This window comes from Mycobacterium sp. SM1, from assembly GCF_018361265.1.
GTDB lineage: Bacteria > Actinomycetota > Actinomycetes > Mycobacteriales > Mycobacteriaceae > Mycobacterium.
The window spans coordinates 93,104-109,833 of sequence record NZ_JAFLNH010000005.1 but is presented as its reverse complement, the minus strand read 5'-3'; the positions used below and the strand labels follow the sequence as shown (position 1 = coordinate 109,833).

Sequence of the window (16,730 nt, the reverse complement as noted above, 5' to 3'; positions counted from 1 at the left end):
ATACCCATGTCAAGTGCGCGTGAAGGTCTTGTCGCACACGGGCTTGCCGTGCCCGACGCTATGCCACCGTTGCCGCCGGCCCGCGAGTTTTTAACCTCAGCGGGGTTCGGCGGTGCTGCGGCGCTGCTGGCAGCCATCGTGGTGGCCGTGGTGGCGATTTTCGCCGCCCGCGGCGCAGCTAAACGACACCGCCGCCAGCTTGAGCAACGCGAACGCCACCACCAGGAAATGCGGGCCGATGAGCGGCGCGAAGCGGCGGTGACCCGGTGCTGGCAGCGGTTTGCGTGGGTGGTGGAAACCGCGGGCTTAGAACCGGCCAGCGAGGCAGCCACCCTCGGTCTTGGGCCGGAGCTGACCTTGGAAATTTTACGGGGCCTGCTACGCGACGCCGAGCAGCTCGGCGACGACACACTCACCGGCGCGGTGACCGTACACCTCAACCAGTTCTCGCTGGTACTGGCCCAGCAAAGCGGGTCACTGACGCGGCTGGCCGCCGCATCCTCATCAGCCTCAGCGCTCATCGATGGGCAGCACGACGAGCAACGCAGCAGTGCCCACAACCAAAAGCCCTCGCAGCCGCAACTAACTGACACGCCGGCCGCCGATGAACCGACAGCAGCCCGCCAGGTCACCGAAAGGGGAAGGCGCCGGTGACTTCAACCCGCCAACACATCGAGGATCTCGACGCTGCCACCTGGGCCGCTTTGACCAAGCGGGCCGCGGCGGATGCGGTTTCTGCCGCGCAGCGGCTCGGCAGAACGCCGCCCCCGGAGTTGACCGCGGTGGCCGCGATGACTGAACGCGATCTTGTCGAACATCGCGCCCGCTTCGGCCCGGCACGAAAACGCCAATCTGCGGTGATGCGGCTGGTTGAGGCAGACCATTTGCGAGTCGTGGCCGAGAGCCTAGCCCGCGAGGCGCAACAAGGCAAGCAGGACGCCGAAGCAGCCGCGGCGCTGGCCCGTGCGCAAGCGCAACAATCCGCGCGTGTGGCTGAGCAAGCACGCGAGCAGGCCCGCGCCGCTGAGGCGCAGGGCGCGCGTAGGGACGCCGAGCGGGCAGCCGAGCTGGCCGCCACCCAGGAAGCGTTGGACAAACTACGCGCTGAGCTTGATCAGGTACGCGCTGACACCGCCGCCGCCGTCGAGGCGGCGCGTGAAAGAGTCAGCGCCGCAGACAAGCGCGCCGAACAACGGATGGCCGAGCGTGTTGCTGAACGGGCCGCCGCGCAGCGCGCGTTGGAAGAGGTGCGCGCCGAGCTGGCGCGGGTCCGCGCTGACGCCGCCAATGAGATCAGTGCGGCTGTTGAACGAGTTAGCGCAGCGGAGGCGCGCGCCAGGCAACGCGCCGAGGAGCGCGCGGCCGAACGAGCCGCCGCTCAAAAGGCATTGGAGGAGCTTCGCGCCGAAATCGAGCTGGTCCGCGCTGACGCTGACGCTGAGGTCGCCGCCGCACGCGAACAGGCGAAGGGCCAGACTGCGGCCGCACAACAGGCCATAGCACAGATGCGTGCCGAGCTCGACCGGGTGCGCGCCGAGGCCGCCGGCGAGGTTACCGGGGCACGCGAGCTAGCACGACGCGAGACAGAAGCCGCGCAACACGCGGTAGCCCAGATGCAGGCCGAGATTGCGCGGCTTCGGACCGAGGCGGCCACCGAGGTTGCTGCGGCCCGGGAGCAGGCACGCTCGGCTGACGGTGATCGCCTGAGCGCGCAGTCAGCGTCGCCGCAGCTGTTGAGCATCCCTATCCCGCCAGTGGGGTTGCGGGCGCATACGGGCCACATCGAAGACGCCTTATCGGCGGTGCGTGAACTTGATTATGTGCTGGAAGCCAGCCTGGCCGACGATGCCGCCGCACCTGGGCTCATCGATGTCGAGCTGGTAGGCGGCCTGGTGGCAACGGTGCAAGAACAGGCGGGGGATTTGTCGCAGGAGTTACGTGGCCTGCCGAGCCGCTACAGCGCGCGCTGGCAGATGCAAGCTGCCAGCGACTACGCCGGGGCGGCTGCCACCGCTTATGGGGCTGTTCTGCAGCGGATCGCGGACGCGACCGAGCAGCTGAGCTACCGTGATGACAGCGCTATTGCCGCGGTCGTGGAAATGGTAACGGCGATGCTCGACGAGCACCCCTGGCGGCAGCGGTGACAGGGTTGGTGCCGTTCAGCACACCCGAGAAGGGGCCCCACACGCCGTAGGCACGCACGCGGGACGAACAACAAATCGGCGCGCCTGCTGCCGGGCCGGCTGGCGGCGGCTCAGACGCTCCCGGCCCCGACTGCGACGAGGGCGCGGGGCGGTCAGCGCTGGGCGCCGCGGCCGGCGCAGGGTGCTGTTGCTTCGGCGAATTCCGCTTGCTCATGTCTGAGCTGTCCGAGCGGATGCGGCCACGGGTGCGCCCTGGCGCGGCCAAACCGGCGGCCGACGCGTTCCGCGCCGATCAGATGCGCCGTGTGACTTTGTATTTGCCGGCCGGTGTGCTGCTGCGCGGCGTTCCTCGCCGGTCGCGTAGTCATCGCCGTACCGCGCAAGCCACGCCAACCAATGCTCGGCCGCGTCCACGGCCACCAGTGTCTCACCACGCTCAGACATCAGCCCGCCCCTCGCACATATGAGCGTCACGCGCCCTGTCAAGGCCCGTGGCCGCCGACGGCGATCGGCCACGTTGTGGCCGAGCCTTGACCCGGCCTTCTTCGGCGCAAGCCTCGCCATTTATGGCGGGGTTAGCCGATCCCGTTCGTCGCCGGGCGCAGCCCGGCGCTTGGACCCAGTGTGTCTGGCCGGTGTTGTCAGATCGGCCCACTATGCTCGTTGTGGGTTCGCAGGGCAGGACATCGCCCGGGGCCGGAACCCAGGTAGCACCAACTCGCGAGGCCGCGGCAACACCAGACACCTGCGGCGCCCGCAAGGGACAGAGCGAGTCGGCCCGAACCGCCTCCAGCGGGCGGCCTACGGCGGCGCGCAACACTGCGCCGAGACAGCCGAACGCTGCGCGGAATCCCACGACTTCAGTCGTGGGAGATGTCAAAGGGTTCGTGGACGCGCCACACTCCCGCCGCTAGCGGGGGCGGGTGCGCCGCGGCCGGTTTTAGCGGCCGGCGCTCCGGGCGGTCCAACGGTCCATCCCCGTGGTAGCCACCGCGCATCGCGGCCATATCGATCTTGCCCTCCACACCGGGCAAGCCTCTCTGGTTACGCGCTCAAAATAGGTGAGGCACGCCCCTTCGCCTGTTGCATCACGTCAAGATGCGCGCGAGGACTGAGTCGTTGCCTCATCTGCGGATGCGCGCGTAGGGACGGTGTTCACAGGCGCCTTGGCCTTGGGTCCGGCCTTGCTGGTGGTGATCGCCAGAAGCTCGGTTGTCAGGGCTTGGATGTGGCGCTGCACGGCGGCGGGGTTGATAGCGGCGTAGGTATCGGCCAGCATCGCCTTGTCCTCGGCGGTGAGGGCGTCGTGGCGTTCGGCGCGGCGGTGCGGGGTGGTCGCGGTGTCGTATTTCTTGGTGACCTTGGCGCCGTGGCGGACTTTGGAGACCAGCTTTTGCTGCGGGTAGAAGTAGTTGGTCAACTGCGACTGCAACACCCAGATCTTGTTGAGCAGCAACAGTTCTGCTGGTGTGTCATAGCGGTGGTAACCGACCACGATGCGCACGATGGCCCAGTTCTTCTGCTCGACGTGGCAGCCGTCGTTGGAGTTGCCCGGCCGCGACCGGGTGAAGGTGATCTGCCGCTGCTCGCACCACGCCAGCAGGTGATAGTTGATGAACTCACTGCCGTTGTCACTGTCGACGCCCAGGATCGGAAACGGCATCACCGCGGCGATGTCATCGAGGGCTCCCAGCACCCATTTGCGGGCCTTGTTGGGCACGCTGCGCTGCTCGGCCCAGCCCGTGGCGATGTCGGCGCTGCTCGGCCCAGCCCGTGGCGATGTCGGTGACAGTCAGCGTCCAGGCGTGCTCACCAGCGGCGTTGCCGCCGTCGTGGGCGACCAGGTCGATCTCGACGAACCCGGGCACCGCGTCGTCCCAGTCGGCCCAGGTCCGGATCGGGATCTGGGACTTCAGCAGCGAGCCCGGCTTGGTGCGGCTGCGGCCCTTGAGCTGATGCTTCTTGCGTTCGCCCGCCAGGCGGCGGTCGATGGTGGCCGCCGACATGCCCACCAGCAGCGTCGCGGTGTCGTCGTCGATGATCAGCTCGCCGAAGTGACGCAGCCGCTGCACCAACTCGCCCAGCATCGGCGCCAACCGCTTGCCGGCCGGCATACCCAGTGTTGCCCAGCAGAAGATCAGCGCGGCAATCACTTTCGGGCCGTACTTCGGTGGGCGAGGCGCCCTGGTCTTGACCACTTTCGGGCGCAGCGCGTCCTTGAGCGCTTTTCGGGCGTGGTTGCGATGCCACCCGGTAGTGGCGCACAGCTCGTCAAGAATCCGGCCCTTGCCGGCCCTGTCCGCCCGCACGTAGCGGGCTGCGATCGTCCTCGCAACGGCCTTGCGTTGACCCATTGTCAGCCCCATCATCCGGGCCTAACCCGCCAGGCGTCAGCTGCCGGGTAGGCGCGCCGCACGCGCGCATTCTCAAATGAGGCAACGAACCCCTCTACGCGCGCATCTTGGATGAGTCAACGCGCTTCGCCTGTTGCATCACGTCAAGATGCGCGCGAGGACTGAGTCGTTGCCTCATCTGCGGATGCGCGCGTAGGGACGGTGTTCACAGGCGCCTTGGCCTTGGGTCCGGCCTTGCTGGTGGTGATCGCCAGAAGCTCGGTTGTCAGGGCTTGGATGTGGCGCTGCACGGCGGCGGGGTTGATAGCGGCGTAGGTATCGGCCAGCATCGCCTTGTCCTCGGCGGTGAGGGCGTCGTGGCGTTCGGCGCGGCGGTGCGGGGTGGTCGCGGTGTCGTATTTCTTGGTGACCTTGGCGCCGTGGCGGACTTTGGAGACCAGCTTTTGCTGCGGGTAGAAGTAGTTGGTCAACTGCGACTGCAACACCCAGATCTTGTTGAGCAGCAACAGTTCTGCTGGTGTGTCATAGCGGTGGTAACCGACCACGATGCGCACGATGGCCCAGTTCTTCTGCTCGACGTGGCAGCCGTCGTTGGAGTTGCCCGGCCGCGACCGGGTGAAGGTGATCTGCCGCTGCTCGCACCACGCCAGCAGGTGATAGTTGATGAACTCACTGCCGTTGTCACTGTCGACGCCCAGGATCGGAAACGGCATCACCGCGGCGATGTCATCGAGGGCTTCCAGCACCCATTTGCGGGCCTTGTTGGGCACGCTGCGCTGCTCGGCCCAGCCCGTGGCGATGTCGGTGACAGTCAGCGTCCAGGCGTGCTCACCAGCGGCGTTGCCGCCGTCGTGGGCGACCAGGTCGATCTCGACGAACCCGGGCACCGCGTCGTCCCAGTCGGCCCAGGTCCGGATCGGGATCTGGGACTTCAGCAGCGAGCCCGGCTTGGTGCGGCTGCGGCCCTTGAGCTGATGCTTCTTGCGTTCGCCCGCCAGGCGGCGGTCGATGGTGGCCGCCGACATGCCCACCAGCAGCGTCGCGGTGTCGTCGTCGATGATCAGCTCGCCGAAGTGACGCAGCCGCTGCACCAACTCGCCCAGCATCGGCGCCAACCGCTTGCCGGCCGGCATACCCAGTGTTGCCCAGCAGAAGATCAGCGCGGCAATCACTTTCGGGCCGTACTTCGGTGGGCGAGGCGCCCTGGTCTTGACCACTTTCGGGCGCAGCGCGTCCTTGAGCGCTTTTCGCGCGTGGTTGCGATGCCACCCGGTAGTGGCGCACAGCTCGTCAAGAATCCGGCCCTTGCCGGCCCTGTCCGCCCGCACGTAGCGGGCTGCGATCGTCCTCGCAACGGCCTTGCGTTGACCCATTGTCAGCCCCATCATCCGGGCCTAACCCGCCAGGCGTCAGCTGCCGGGTAGGCGCGCCGCACGCGCGCATTCTCAAATGAGGCAACGAACCCCTCTACGCGCGCATCTTGGATGAGTCAACGCGCTTCGTTGCGCAGAGTGCACTTGTGGTCGTAAAATTTCCGTGTAGCCAGCCCATCGCGGTGGGCTGGAAGTGAGCCACAGGATTACTCGCCGGACGACGAGGCCTGTGGCTTGCGTGTTTCCGAGGGCCTAAATCGTGTGGATTTCGACGGCACTGCCGAGCATGTCGAGATAGGCGCGGTTGCCGATTCGGGCCTGGACCACGGCACCGCACACAATGTCAGCGGCCCAAAGCGCCGGTTCGAGACGGCCTATAGCGTGCTCGTCACCGTCGACTCAATGGCTCGCCGCGAGCGCAGCTTCTGCAACATGTCCAAGTCGCTGGCGTCGAGTTGCCCGCGGGATTCGAAGGTGATGGTCGAGCATGGCATCAGCACCAAGTGGGGCAGTAAATACTCCATGCACTTGCGGCGGCGACGCCTATCATTAGCGTCTTTGGCGACATGGACAACGACAAAACCGGTCACAGGAAGTCGGGCAACGGCGGCGACCAGCTCGGATCGACGTTCAGGACTGCTGCCGTGCCAGTGCAGTTTCGCCTCACCGATGCGCAAGTCTTCAAGGGTTTTGCGCAGTTCGGCGACGTCCTCGTCATCGCACAAAGTGGCAGCCAGCAGGTACGCCCCGGGATCGAGGTCGGGACGCGATCCGGACTCGTCGGCCCATGCGGTCAGCATCGAACTACTCGCATGCGCAGAAACGCTAACGGTCGTGGGTGCACGGGTGCGTGCATCTATACGGGCCGGGGTTCGACCTGTACGACCAGCTGCTATCCCAGCGCGGCTATGTGCCCGCACACGTGCCACCGGACGACTTCACCGCGACGCACCTATGGATCACCGGCGGCTATCGCGCAGTGCTCACCTGGACCCGTCCAGGCGGCTGGGCGTGGCGATCGCTACCGCTGCCTCCCTGACTGTCGCTGGCGGGGCGAAAAGGCAATGTCCGTGTAGCCAGAAGTTGTCACCGTGCAGAGGTAGCGTGTCCGCGATCTCAATTGGACCTCGTGAGAAGTGAGAAAGCCGAGAATGTTCAATCCCCGCGGTGTTGTTGGAGGTGCTATGCCCGCCGGGGTTCCAAGGCAACGGCCCTCATGGTTTAGCTCTGATGAGGAGTACGAGGCGTTCCTGAAGTTGATGGCACGCGACCTCGGGTCGCAGTGCATCACCGCCACCAGCATCGATATCGATCAGCTTGATGAGTCGCGCCGCAAAGCGTTGCTCGGGGAACATGGGCTGCGGCCGAGTCTCGAGTTCGTCTGCCGCATTTTTGCGCAGTTTGACGATGCCTCACTGTTCTCCCGGGTAGGTACCTTCGAGCAGAAGTTCGTCCGCGGGGTGACCGGCGAGCTGGCCATTAAGGTCGGCGAGCAGGTCAAAAACGGGTGCACCTTGATGCCGCCAGCTGCGCTGACGCAGCTCATCCGTGAGGTTATCGAATGGTGCGCCCATTCTGATGATGCGGATTCGGACGACGAGGCTACGCCGGCCCTTAGCATCAACGACTTCGTCCACTTGATGCTGTCGATCAACGGTGACCAAGAACGGCAAGACATCCCCGAGTTCTTCGAATCCTGGCCTCCGAGTGCCGACGACTGCAAGAAGTATTACGACGCCATGACTGTCGACGACGACTTTGTGTTACGGGAGCTTCAGCGCCAGATGCTGTCGGATCTGGCGCGGATGCAAGCGCACGCCACCACGGTCCCGGACCTGCTCCTCGGGGATACCTACGACACCTGGTTCAAGGGTTGGCCCGCCGCGGCGCCGCACGACCTGATCGGCGATACACCGGAGGAGGCCTTCCGATCGGCGACTGGCGTCGGGTTGCGCGAGTTCATCAAGCTGGGCTTGCAGCTCTGGGAGCGCACCAAGACGGGCAAAGTGACCTTCGACCTTTCCTCTCTGGGGCAAGTGGCCGAAGCAAATGCATTGGAACTCATGGAGAACGCGGCCGCGTTAACAGTTGCTGAATATCGGAAAAGGCTTGCGCGAGAACGCAAGAATGGGTACTTGGCTCATCGTCGATACACCTTCACCGAGCGGCCATTGCTGCATCTAGGCGGCGATGAGTACATCGCATTGCGTCCGGTCTGGGTACTTGACCGCTTCTGTGGCTCCCAGCTCTACTGGCAGACATTCTTCGAGTTTGGAACCGAGAAAGATCTCCGCGGGGAGCAATTCAGCCAAGCCATGAACTATGTGTTCGAAGACACCGTGGGTTACTTGTTCCGGCGGGTCATGCGCCGAGCGCGCCCGGCGATCACGCTGATCACCGAATCGCAGATGCAGCAGGCGTGGACACGCGGCGGTCAGACTCCGTCGGTGTGCGACTGGGTACTGATGTCGGGCAAGTTGTGCTTGCTCGTCGATGCCACAAACCACTGGCTCGATGAGAAAGCAGCTCAAGGCTTCGCCGATGCCGAGGACTATCAGACAGACACCGAAGACACCTTTGTCAACAAGAAGTTCCTCCAGCTGAAGTCGACCATCGAACTACTCGATGAGAATGGTTGGGAAGGATGCACTTTCGGCGATGAAACGATCTACGTCCCTCTGGTCGTTGTGCCCAACGCTGGCATTCCGCCCAACGTGCTTTCTGACGTCGACTTCAAGCTGCGTGCGCATTCGGTGCTGGGGCAGCTCGGCAAGCTCGTGATGTCGCCGGGCATCTTGACATACCGCGAACTGCAGGTGTTCGAGGGAGTGTGCGAGCACCGTGCCCCCAGGGCTTTTGTCGAGATGATTGCCGAGTGGCGCAGAATGTGCACCAAATCCATGCCGGTCCAGCCCCAGACTTTCCTCGATCTTGCTGGTGCAGATCGGCCGATGGGTACCTATCCCTCAACAGCGCGGTCGATGTTGATGAATAAGCTTTAGAGGCGCTTGCATCAGCGAGCTGGAGCGAAGCTACACAGCCCGCAGATTGGGCTCACCTTTGGTCGTCAGGTGCCGCGTCAGGAACTCACCGGCATCGGTGACGGACTGCCGATCCGGATGCAGGTAGCGCTGCGTGGTCGTGATGCTACCGTGGCCGGCGATCTTCCGGAGGCTGTGCAGGGGGACGCCCGCGTCGGCCATCCAGGTCAGTCCGGTGTGTCGCAGGCCGTGGCGCTTGAGGTGCTCGTACCCGAGTTTGGTCACCACTTCGTCCCACGACGTTGCGTCGCGGAGGGTCGCGGTGGTGATTCGTCCACCTCGGGGGCCGGTGAACAGGCGGGCGTCCGGGCGCCCGCCGGCAAGGTCGATCCGACGCCGGGTCGAAATCACGGTTTACGCACCGGGTGAGCTACATATGCACGAGGCGATCTTCAAAATGGCCGCGGAGTTTAAAGACGGTAGCTGCTGCGCTGCTGCCACCACGGGTTCAATGTGATGAGTTCCCAGCCGCGCGGCGACCAGTGCAGGCCGCGCCCGGCCGGCACGCCGGTGATGTCGGCTACGGACAGCACCGGCTGCCGCGAGGTGTGGTACGTGAGGCCCGCGTCGTGGGTGGAGGTGGTGACAGCCCGCGGCGCGTCTCTGCCTGGGACGGCGGTGTGACGTCTTAACGCCTCGTCAACTTTGACTTGCATACGCACGCTGAGCCTTTTATGAGACCGGTGTCCAGGGTTGACATCCGTTCGTCTCGAAGGCCGCTACTGTTGCGGGGACGTTCGCATACATCGGACCGCGAGAGACATCTCCGTCGACCATATCGTCCTCGGTCGCCCCAAGTGTGCTGTACGTCGCCCACGAGCATATTTCGCTCCAGTCTGAGGGCCCCTGCGTGTGGTAGGTGCCTGGTGCAATGTCGGTCCCCACCTTGAAGACGCCGTCGCCAGGGATTTCACCGCTCGGCTGGGCAAGGGCGGGTGACGCAAGCGCAACCGCTGCAGCACAGGCAACGAACCCGGCCGATGCCCGCGCCGCAATGAATAGGCGCATTCTTTTCTCCTAATCGTTTAGTAGGGATGGGTTGCTGGTCGTGGTGGCCAGTCCTGTTTCTGACGAGGTTTGCCGACCAGGTGATGCCTGGTTGCTCCCGACGCAAGACGTCTTAAGAAAGAACGGCGCGCCTGGCGGCAGATCTTGTCCAGTGATGGTGGGATGCCGTTGCCCGAGCCCGCCGCAGGGTTGACTTCCTGATGGTTGTTCCCGAGCCTTGAGCTCTTCGACAGAACGAAGTCCTGCGGCGCGCTGGAGTCACGGACGGCTAGTGAGATGACGGACCTTTGAGTCCTGCGATTAGGGCGCCGCGTGAGTCCACCGGTACGGGCATGACCATGGATCGAAGGAGTGATGGAACCTTGTCTCTGTTTTGTGGAATCGATTGGGCCACTGAGCATCACGACGTCGCCGTCATCGACGACGACGGACGTGTGGTGGCTCGCGGGCGCGTCAGCAACGACGCAGCGGGTTTTGCGGCGCTGTTGACGCTGCTGGCCGAGGCCGGTGACAGCGGCGCCGATCCGATCCCGGTCGGCATCGAAACCGATCGTGGCCTGTGGGTGGCCGCCCTGCGCGAAACCGGCCGAACGATCTATCCGATCAACCCCTTGGCGGCCTCGCGCTACCGAGCGCGTTATGCGGTGTCGGGGGCTAAGTCCGATGCCACCGACGCGGTGCTGCTGGCCAACATCGTGCGCACCGATCCCGGCGCGCACCGGCCGCTGCCGGCCGACACCGAAGCCGCCCAAGCGATCCGGGTGCTCGCCCGTGCTCAGCAGGACGCGGTATGGGCACGCCAGCAGATCGGTAACCAGATCCGCGACTTGCTCAAAGACTTCTACCCGGCCGCCCTTGTCGCGTTCGCCGCGCTGCCCGAGGGCGGGTTGGCCCGCCGCGACGCACGCACCATCCTGGCCGCCGCACCCACCCCAGCCCAGGCAGCAAAGCTGACCCCGGCCCGGCTGCGCCGACTGCTGATCAAGGCCGGTCGTAAACGCTATCTCGACCGCGACACCGCACGCCTGCGTGAGGTCTTCACCGATGCCTACCTGCGCCAACCCGTGGTCGTGGAGAACGCGATGGGCATCCACCTCACGACGCTGCTGGGCCAGTTCGAGGCCGCCTGCACTGCCGCCGACAACCTCGCCGAGGCGGCGATCACTCATTTTGAGCAACACCCGGACGCCGAGATCATCACCAGCTTCCCCGGTCTGGGGATGCTCGCCGGTGCCCGGGTGTTGGCCGAGATCGGCGACGACCGTTCCCGCTTCACTGACGCCCGCGGGTTGAAAGCCTTCGCCGGATCGGCTCCCATCACCCGCGCCAGCGGCAAGAAAACCGTTGTGCTGCAGCGGCATATCAAAAACCGGCGGCTGGCCGCCGTTGGCCCCATCTGGGCCCTGGGATCGCTGCGCGCCTCGCCAGGAGCACGTCGCCATTACGACGCCCGCCGCGCCGCCGGAGACTGGAACCAACAAGCTCAACGACACCTGTTCAACAAATTCCTCGGCCAACTCCACCACTGCCTGCAGACCCGCCGGCTCTACGACGAACACCTGGCGTTTCCACCTCCTCTCCAGCTCGCGGCTTGACTTCTAACTTCGTGAGATGTCTTTCTCCTTGTAGGAATGTAAGACCCTAAAGAGAGACATAAAGGAGAATTTGCAGGAATTTCGATGATCTGCGGCCGGCTTGCTGGCTTGCTGGTGGAACCTCGGTTGTTAGGGGTGCGGAGTTTAAAGACGGTAGCTGCTGCGCTGCTGCCACCACGGAACCAAAGTGATCAGTTCCCAGCCGCGGGCCGACCAGTGCAAGCCGCGCCCGGCCGGCACGCCGGTGATGTCGGCGACGGACAGCACCGGCTGCCGCGACGTGTGGTACGTGAGGCCGTTACAGCTGGAGTTGGCCGTTGTTGGCCATTGCCGGGGTAACGGTTGCCCGGCCCGGTAGTCGCGTTCTTGCCCGGTTGGGTGCGCGGGATTTAGTTCCCCGTGTCCCTGGCCGGCGGCGGCTACTGGTGTTCGCCTGGTGGCTGTTGGGTTCGGCCTGGTTGGTAGCTCTCACCACATGATCCTCTGGTCGCTGTGGTGTCACACCTTCCCGCCGCCAGGCCCTAAAGCCTTGGGCGCGACGCCCGATCACGGTGGCTGCTGCCTGGTGTCGGGTGACGTTCGGGTAGGGGCGGCGCCAGTGCTGGTCGCCCCAGATGCTGCTGTAGGCGGGGTTGACCGCGAACACCGCCGTCGGCATGCCAGACATCACGGCGCGACGGAACCGTTTCCCGGCCGCGCCGCGGCCCATGGTTTCCCGCCCGGTGGCCCGCGCGTCGGCGAAGTCGAGGTCCTCCACCGCGATCGTCGCAACACCGTGGCGGCGCGTGTACTTGATCAGTGCGGTGATGGCGTGGCGGACCTGGGCGTCACGCCGCGACGCCGACCCAGTGAGGTCGATGTCGATCCGCCTGGGCGCACCCACGGGGTTGCCGTGGGCGTCCAGCCGGCGCACCGCCAGGTGCCCATCGTTGAGATCCACGCCCACCACCGGGCCTTCGGCGTACACATCGTCGCCGACGGCGCCGGCTGCCCGGCCGGCCCAGTACGGCGCGCGGGGGATCGCCCAGGAAGCGGTTAGATACACCCCAGCCCTGCCGGGTTTGCGGCTGATCGCGTAGGACACCGAGTTAGCGCCGATGATCCGCTGGACCCATTCACCGCAGCGGTGCGCGAACACCGCGCTGCCGGAAAGGACGTAACGGCCTCGTGGGGCGTTCGCGAAGTGTTCCAACGGTTTCGGCAACCGAATACTGACCTGCCCGGCCGGGGTCACTGTGATCGTGAGATTCCCGAACGGTTCATCGGGCGAGCCGTTCGCCCCGATTCGCCACCGGGATGCCTGCCACCGCCGGCGCCACTGCGCCTCGGTCAGACCGGCCTTGTCGAGGTGATGGCGCGTAGTAGCCAGGCGTTTACCGCCCTCCACCACTCAGTGTTTAGGAACGGTCGAAGTCCAACAGTAGGCGCAGATTTGCGCAGGTGACCGCGCCGCTAGCCATGGTGTTCTATGACAGCAACATCGCCGGCACTCACGGGATCTTGTAATAAAAATAGTCGGGGGCATGTGATAGTGCGTACCGGCGTGCGGCGTTAACCTCGCTATCGACCAGGCGGACTGTCATTGCGGTGTCAAGGAGGTCCATCAGGTCGGCTGCATCGAGCTGTCGATGCAGCTTCTGGCTGAGCATTTCATGGTATTGAGCCAGGTATTTCATGAAGAGGTGCTTGTCCGTACGCCAGGCCCACGCAAAGAAGCGGCCCGCGTGGTCTCCGGCATGACCGTAGAATTCGGTGCCGCGCGCGATTTCATTCGCGACATAGTCTGTTTCGCGTTCAACCAGCGCCGTTGCAAGGATCGCCATGAGCGGTTCCTCGTCGATGATTCGGGCCGTGGGCGGTACGAGGTGAGCTACGACCTCAGAACCTTTGACGATGTGGTATGTGCGGCCTTGGTGAGCATCGGCGACCAGTTCGTGCAGACGTGGCTTGGCTTCGGTGACCGTGAACATGCGGTCGGTGTTGATGAAGGTCATTCACGCGAAACTAGCATAACGGTCCGTTAATAGCGACCGCTTTTGCAGTCCGGGAATTAAGAGCGTTATTGCAGTCTGGATTTGGCGTCCTCCTGGGGCCAAATCCAGCGTGTCGCTACCCGGTAGCGCGCTGTTAGGGCTGTTTCCGAGCGTTTCCGAGCGCTATAGGTTCGGCTTGACGTCCTCCCCACGGCTGAAGTCGGGGGATTCCAACCGGTTTATGCTGCGGGTGCAGCAGTGGTGGGTTGGAGCAGTAATTCCTCGCGGTTTCCTGCTGGTTCCTGCTTCGGTGACCGCGCTCGGCCCGCGGGCCTTGGTTGGTCTTCACAGGCGGTGACCGCAAGCCCTGCGGCCAGAATGTTCCTCGCGGCGTTCACATCCGCGTGCTCGGTATGTAAGCAGTGGGTGCACCGGAATACCGCTTGGCTCTCACGGGATTTCGGGTCCACTTGCCTGCACGCTGAGCAGCGTTGCGATGTGTAGGCCGCCGGCACCTTCACGACGGTGGTCCCGGTATAGCGGGCCGCCGAGTCTAGTGCCAACGCGAACTGATGCCAGCCTTTGTCCAGGATGGCGCGGTTGAGCCCGGACTTCGTTCTGACATTGCGCCCGCCTCGACCGCAGCCAGTTGTTCGACACGCTTTAGCCGCCCCACTTGGCTCCTTCGGCCTGGTCGCGGGCGGCCATGCTCATCGTGTTGTTTTCGTGAGCGGTTGTCATCTGGTGGTAGGCGTTGACGAGTTCGTCGAGCGCAGTGTTCCACTGGGTCTGCCACGACTGGTAGGTCATGCCGGTGTCGCCGACCCAGCCGGCGGCCAGGGCGCCCTGCTCGCTGGAGATTGCCGCCCCGACGCTGCGGATCGCGGCGCCGTAGCCGGTCATTTCGCCGACGTGCCCGAGCATCGCGGGGTAGTTGTACAGGATCTGACCCATGAGGGAAGTCCTTTCTGTTTCGGGTTTGTAGTGGTGAGGGGTTGATTAGGTTCGGGCTGCGTTAGCTGTGCACGTTGGGCAGTCCGCCCGGAATTGCACCCATTGTGGCCTGATACCCGTGGGCGCCGTCGGCGTCGGCGACGGTGTAGTTGGCGCCGGCTTCTCCGATGTTTTGACCGGCGATCGTCAACAGTTGGTTCATTTTGTTGGCGACCTCGACGAAGTGGGCGTGGGCCTGCTGGAAGGCAAGCGCTGATTCGCCTTGGTGGTTGGCCTGCGCCGCAATGGCGGACTGCTCGGCGGAGTGCACGGTGCTTTGAAAGAGCGCCGCCTGGTCGGTGAAGCTCGCATGCGAGGAAGCCAGCTGCGCAACGTTGGCGTCAAGTAATCCCATGGTGGTTAGTCCTTTCCTGATTTGAGATTTCCGATGTCGGGTCAATGCGATCCCGGGGTGGGTTTATCAGTGGGTCATCACGTACGCCTCCCATCACTGTCGGCGGCGGCGTCTTCGTCGACAGGGTCATCGGCATAGGTGCTGACACGTTGTGAACGGCTTCGACCGCTGTGCGCGCCGGTGCCCATCATGCCGGCACCAGCGCCGCTGCCGCTTGCCGCCGAGCCGCCGGGAAGCCCTGTGGCCACCGGTGTGATAGCGCGGGCGCTGTTCGTCAGCGCTTCGGCTGCGCTGGTGGGTGGTGTTCCCCAGGTGGATGGCATCAACGGCCGGCTCGGCCCGCTTCCCATCGCGCCGCCGGCGAGGCTGGTCACCCCGGCCGGGTTGAACCCTCTGATGGCGCCGGTTCCGGCGAACCCGACCGGCATGGCACCTTGCCCCAAGTTGGTGTTCGCGCCGGCGCCGGCGCTGCCGGCGAATTGTGTCAGCATGCTTCCCAGCTGTTGCGGCGCAGAAGCCAGCTGCTGGGGCGCAGAGGTCAACAGCTGACTGGGGCCTGGCGCGGCGGATGTCACCGACTGGGCAGCGGTGGGGCCTATCGAGGAGGCCTCCTGCATGAAGTTGCCGGCCATGTTTTGCGGATTGAGTGCCGACTGTCCCTGCATGGCTGCGTTGTTGGGTTGATCGGCGGCGTCTTGGGTCGCGTTGACAGGGTTGGGCATCCCGTCGGTGAATGACAGGGGGCTGGTGGCGGCTTTGCCTGTGAGCAGCGTGTTGCCCATCATCTCTGAGGATGTCAAAGCGGCACCACCGGCCTGCGCGGCTGGCATGTAGCCGGCCGACATCGCGGTGGCCGCCGCCGATCCCGCCTCCCCAACACCGGGGATCAGGGTGATCGGGGACATGGGGGTTGGCGGGATCGAGTTGGCGGCCGCGGTGGAGGTGCCGTCCCATGTGGTCATCACGTCGGCGGCCAACTGCCACATGCGTTGGTAGTCGGCTTCGTTGAGCGCGATCGGAATGGTGTTGACGCCGAAGAAGTTTGTGGCGACCAGCACCCCGTGCACGAAGTGGTTCTCGAACAGCTCGGCCAAGGTGGGCATCGCTACGACGGCTCCCTCGTAGGCCGCGGCGATGTCGGCGTGGGCTGCGGCCGCGGCTTCCGCTTTGGCAGCAACATCCGCCAGCCACATCAGCATCGGCTGGTGTGCCATAACGAACTGCTCGGCAGACGGTCCTTGATAGTTGGCTTGGATCGTGGCGATGATGCCTTCGAGTTCGGCGAGAGCGGCGATGTATTCGGCCGCCAAATGGGTCCACGAAGTCGCCGCCGCGGTGATGCTGGCCGCGGTGGCGCCGGTGGTGAGCAGCGTCGAGTGCACCTCGGGCGGCGCCGCCGCCCAGATCGGGGGTGCTATAACGTCGAGCGCCATCGCCCTGCCCTCAAGGCCCGCCTCAGACGGCCATCCCGCCGCCGCTAGCGGCGTAAATGGCCACCGCTTCACCGTCGCCGACGAGGTAGCTGATACCGGATTCACCGACACCCTCAGAGGAGAACGCCAGCTCGGTGCTGCCCATCCCGGCCATGGCCTGGTGGGATACGCCTTCGGCGACCAGGCTTGCCGCGACCTTCTGTGACGGAATGTCTGACCCTGGGGGCATGATGGCGCCGCTCGCGATCGCATGACTGGCATTGGAACCCAGCAGGCGACCGGTTAGTGCGGCGACCTGCGCTGAGGCGGCGGCTAACGCTTCGGGGGTGACGTCGAGTTGCATGAGGTCCACCTTTGTCTGTTCGGTTTGTGTTATTGCATTCTGGCTGACACTTACCTGATCGGCGCGCGGAAAATCTGCGGCGTGCGCTCCGATAGACGGACGTTACCGCCCGCATGCG

The 16,730-nt window shown here is 64.8% G+C and carries 17 protein-coding genes and 1 pseudogene; 5 read left to right on the top strand and 13 right to left on the bottom strand.

Features of this window, described 5'->3' with window-relative positions:
• Positions 1-6: 6 nt before the first annotated feature.
• Positions 7-654: a hypothetical protein gene (locus MSM1_RS20620; protein ID WP_236057318.1), complete on the top strand. Its 648-nt coding sequence runs from the start codon at positions 7-9 to the stop codon at positions 652-654.
• A complete protein-coding gene (locus tag MSM1_RS20615; RefSeq protein WP_213446018.1) occupies positions 651-2,144 on the top strand; it encodes a hypothetical protein in 1,494 nt (497 codons plus the stop codon). Before MSM1_RS20620 ends, MSM1_RS20615 begins: the two co-directional genes overlap by 4 nt.
• Positions 2,145-3,237: 1,093 nt before the next feature.
• On the opposite strand, the pseudogene MSM1_RS23125 reads toward MSM1_RS20615, so the two are convergent.
• The 3 genes and pseudogenes from MSM1_RS23125 to MSM1_RS20600 all read right to left on the bottom strand — a co-directional run bounded on the left by MSM1_RS23125 (position 3,238) and on the right by MSM1_RS20600 (position 6,671).
• Positions 3,238-4,510 (bottom strand): annotated as a pseudogene (locus MSM1_RS23125) (transposase family protein).
• A 131-nt stretch (positions 4,511-4,641) separates the two neighbouring features.
• Positions 4,642-5,883, bottom strand: a complete 1,242-nt coding sequence (locus MSM1_RS20605; protein ID WP_213446073.1) for a DDE-type integrase/transposase/recombinase — start codon at positions 5,881-5,883, stop codon at positions 4,642-4,644.
• A gap of 362 nt (positions 5,884-6,245) precedes the next feature.
• Positions 6,246-6,671 (bottom strand): hypothetical protein, encoded by a 426-nt coding sequence (locus MSM1_RS20600; protein WP_307857465.1) that lies wholly within the window; start codon positions 6,669-6,671, stop codon positions 6,246-6,248.
• 50 nt (positions 6,672-6,721) lie between these two features.
• On the opposite strand from MSM1_RS20600, the gene MSM1_RS20595 reads away from it, so the two are divergent.
• Together MSM1_RS20595 and MSM1_RS20590 are read left to right on the top strand one after the other, a co-directional pair.
• Complete coding sequence (locus tag MSM1_RS20595; RefSeq protein WP_213446016.1) at positions 6,722-6,910, top strand: hypothetical protein; 189 nt, start codon at positions 6,722-6,724, stop codon at positions 6,908-6,910.
• 145 nt (positions 6,911-7,055) lie between these two features.
• Positions 7,056-8,873: a hypothetical protein gene (locus MSM1_RS20590; protein WP_236057309.1), complete on the top strand. Its 1,818-nt coding sequence runs from the start codon at positions 7,056-7,058 to the stop codon at positions 8,871-8,873.
• A 30-nt stretch (positions 8,874-8,903) separates the two neighbouring features.
• Here MSM1_RS20590 and MSM1_RS20585 read toward each other — a convergent pair whose 3' ends face one another.
• The 3 genes from MSM1_RS20585 to MSM1_RS22280 are packed head-to-tail and all read right to left on the bottom strand — an operon-like array spanning position 8,904 to position 9,920.
• On the bottom strand, positions 8,904-9,263 hold the full coding sequence (locus MSM1_RS20585; RefSeq protein WP_213446011.1) for a tyrosine-type recombinase/integrase: 360 nt from the start codon (positions 9,261-9,263) through the stop codon (positions 8,904-8,906).
• Positions 9,264-9,322: 59 nt separating this feature from the next.
• Complete coding sequence (locus tag MSM1_RS20580) at positions 9,323-9,568, bottom strand: hypothetical protein (protein WP_213446009.1); 246 nt, start codon at positions 9,566-9,568, stop codon at positions 9,323-9,325.
• A 16-nt stretch (positions 9,569-9,584) separates the two neighbouring features.
• The gene (locus tag MSM1_RS22280) at positions 9,585-9,920 is read right to left on the bottom strand and encodes a hypothetical protein (RefSeq protein ID WP_236057306.1); all 336 of its coding nucleotides are present in this window, start codon (positions 9,918-9,920) and stop codon (positions 9,585-9,587) included.
• A gap of 338 nt (positions 9,921-10,258) precedes the next feature.
• On the opposite strand from MSM1_RS22280, the gene MSM1_RS20575 reads away from it, so the two are divergent.
• On the top strand, positions 10,259-11,515 hold the full coding sequence (locus MSM1_RS20575; protein ID WP_213446007.1) for an IS110 family transposase: 1,257 nt from the start codon (positions 10,259-10,261) through the stop codon (positions 11,513-11,515).
• A 298-nt stretch (positions 11,516-11,813) separates the two neighbouring features.
• Here MSM1_RS20575 and MSM1_RS20570 read toward each other — a convergent pair whose 3' ends face one another.
• From MSM1_RS20570 to MSM1_RS20540, 7 genes are all read right to left on the bottom strand, one after another.
• The gene (locus MSM1_RS20570; RefSeq protein ID WP_213446006.1) at positions 11,814-12,902 is read right to left on the bottom strand and encodes a hypothetical protein; all 1,089 of its coding nucleotides are present in this window, start codon (positions 12,900-12,902) and stop codon (positions 11,814-11,816) included.
• Between the two features lie 103 nt (positions 12,903-13,005).
• Positions 13,006-13,509, bottom strand: coding sequence for a hypothetical protein (locus MSM1_RS20565; RefSeq protein WP_213446004.1), 504 nt, complete (start codon positions 13,507-13,509; stop codon positions 13,006-13,008).
• A 218-nt stretch (positions 13,510-13,727) separates the two neighbouring features.
• Positions 13,728-14,078: a transposase gene (locus MSM1_RS20560; RefSeq protein WP_282101024.1), complete on the bottom strand. Its 351-nt coding sequence runs from the start codon at positions 14,076-14,078 to the stop codon at positions 13,728-13,730.
• A 73-nt stretch (positions 14,079-14,151) separates the two neighbouring features.
• Positions 14,152-14,442 (bottom strand): WXG100 family type VII secretion target, encoded by a 291-nt coding sequence (locus MSM1_RS20555; protein WP_213446001.1) that lies wholly within the window; start codon positions 14,440-14,442, stop codon positions 14,152-14,154.
• Between the two features lie 61 nt (positions 14,443-14,503).
• Entirely contained in the window at positions 14,504-14,836 is a 333-nt protein-coding gene (locus tag MSM1_RS20550; protein ID WP_213445999.1) for a WXG100 family type VII secretion target, read from the bottom strand.
• 77 nt (positions 14,837-14,913) lie between these two features.
• On the bottom strand, positions 14,914-16,269 hold the full coding sequence (locus MSM1_RS20545; RefSeq protein WP_213445997.1) for a PPE family protein: 1,356 nt from the start codon (positions 16,267-16,269) through the stop codon (positions 14,914-14,916).
• A 22-nt stretch (positions 16,270-16,291) separates the two neighbouring features.
• A complete protein-coding gene (locus MSM1_RS20540) occupies positions 16,292-16,612 on the bottom strand; it encodes a PE domain-containing protein (protein ID WP_213445995.1) in 321 nt (106 codons plus the stop codon).
• Positions 16,613-16,730: the final 118 nt, after the last annotated feature.

Coding starts and splice junctions, on each gene's coding strand:
- MSM1_RS20620 (WP_236057318.1), top strand. CDS start 7: ATGTCAAGTGCGCGTGAAGGTCTTGTCGCACACGGGCTTGCCGTGCCC.
- MSM1_RS20605 (WP_213446073.1), bottom strand. CDS start 5,883: ATGGGGCTGACAATGGGTCAACGCAAGGCCGTTGCGAGGACGATCGCA.
- MSM1_RS20600 (WP_307857465.1), bottom strand. CDS start 6,671: ATGCTGACCGCATGGGCCGACGAGTCCGGATCGCGTCCCGACCTCGAT.
- MSM1_RS20590 (WP_236057309.1), top strand. CDS start 7,056: ATGCCCGCCGGGGTTCCAAGGCAACGGCCCTCATGGTTTAGCTCTGAT.
- MSM1_RS20580 (WP_213446009.1), bottom strand. CDS start 9,568: ATGCAAGTCAAAGTTGACGAGGCGTTAAGACGTCACACCGCCGTCCCA.
- MSM1_RS22280 (WP_236057306.1), bottom strand. CDS start 9,920: ATGCGCCTATTCATTGCGGCGCGGGCATCGGCCGGGTTCGTTGCCTGT.
- MSM1_RS20575 (WP_213446007.1), top strand. CDS start 10,259: ATGGATCGAAGGAGTGATGGAACCTTGTCTCTGTTTTGTGGAATCGAT.
- MSM1_RS20565 (WP_213446004.1), bottom strand. CDS start 13,509: ATGACCTTCATCAACACCGACCGCATGTTCACGGTCACCGAAGCCAAG.
- MSM1_RS20555 (WP_213446001.1), bottom strand. CDS start 14,442: ATGGGTCAGATCCTGTACAACTACCCCGCGATGCTCGGGCACGTCGGC.
- MSM1_RS20550 (WP_213445999.1), bottom strand. CDS start 14,836: ATGGGATTACTTGACGCCAACGTTGCGCAGCTGGCTTCCTCGCATGCG.
- MSM1_RS20545 (WP_213445997.1), bottom strand. CDS start 16,269: ATGGCGCTCGACGTTATAGCACCCCCGATCTGGGCGGCGGCGCCGCCC.
- MSM1_RS20540 (WP_213445995.1), bottom strand. CDS start 16,612: ATGCAACTCGACGTCACCCCCGAAGCGTTAGCCGCCGCCTCAGCGCAG.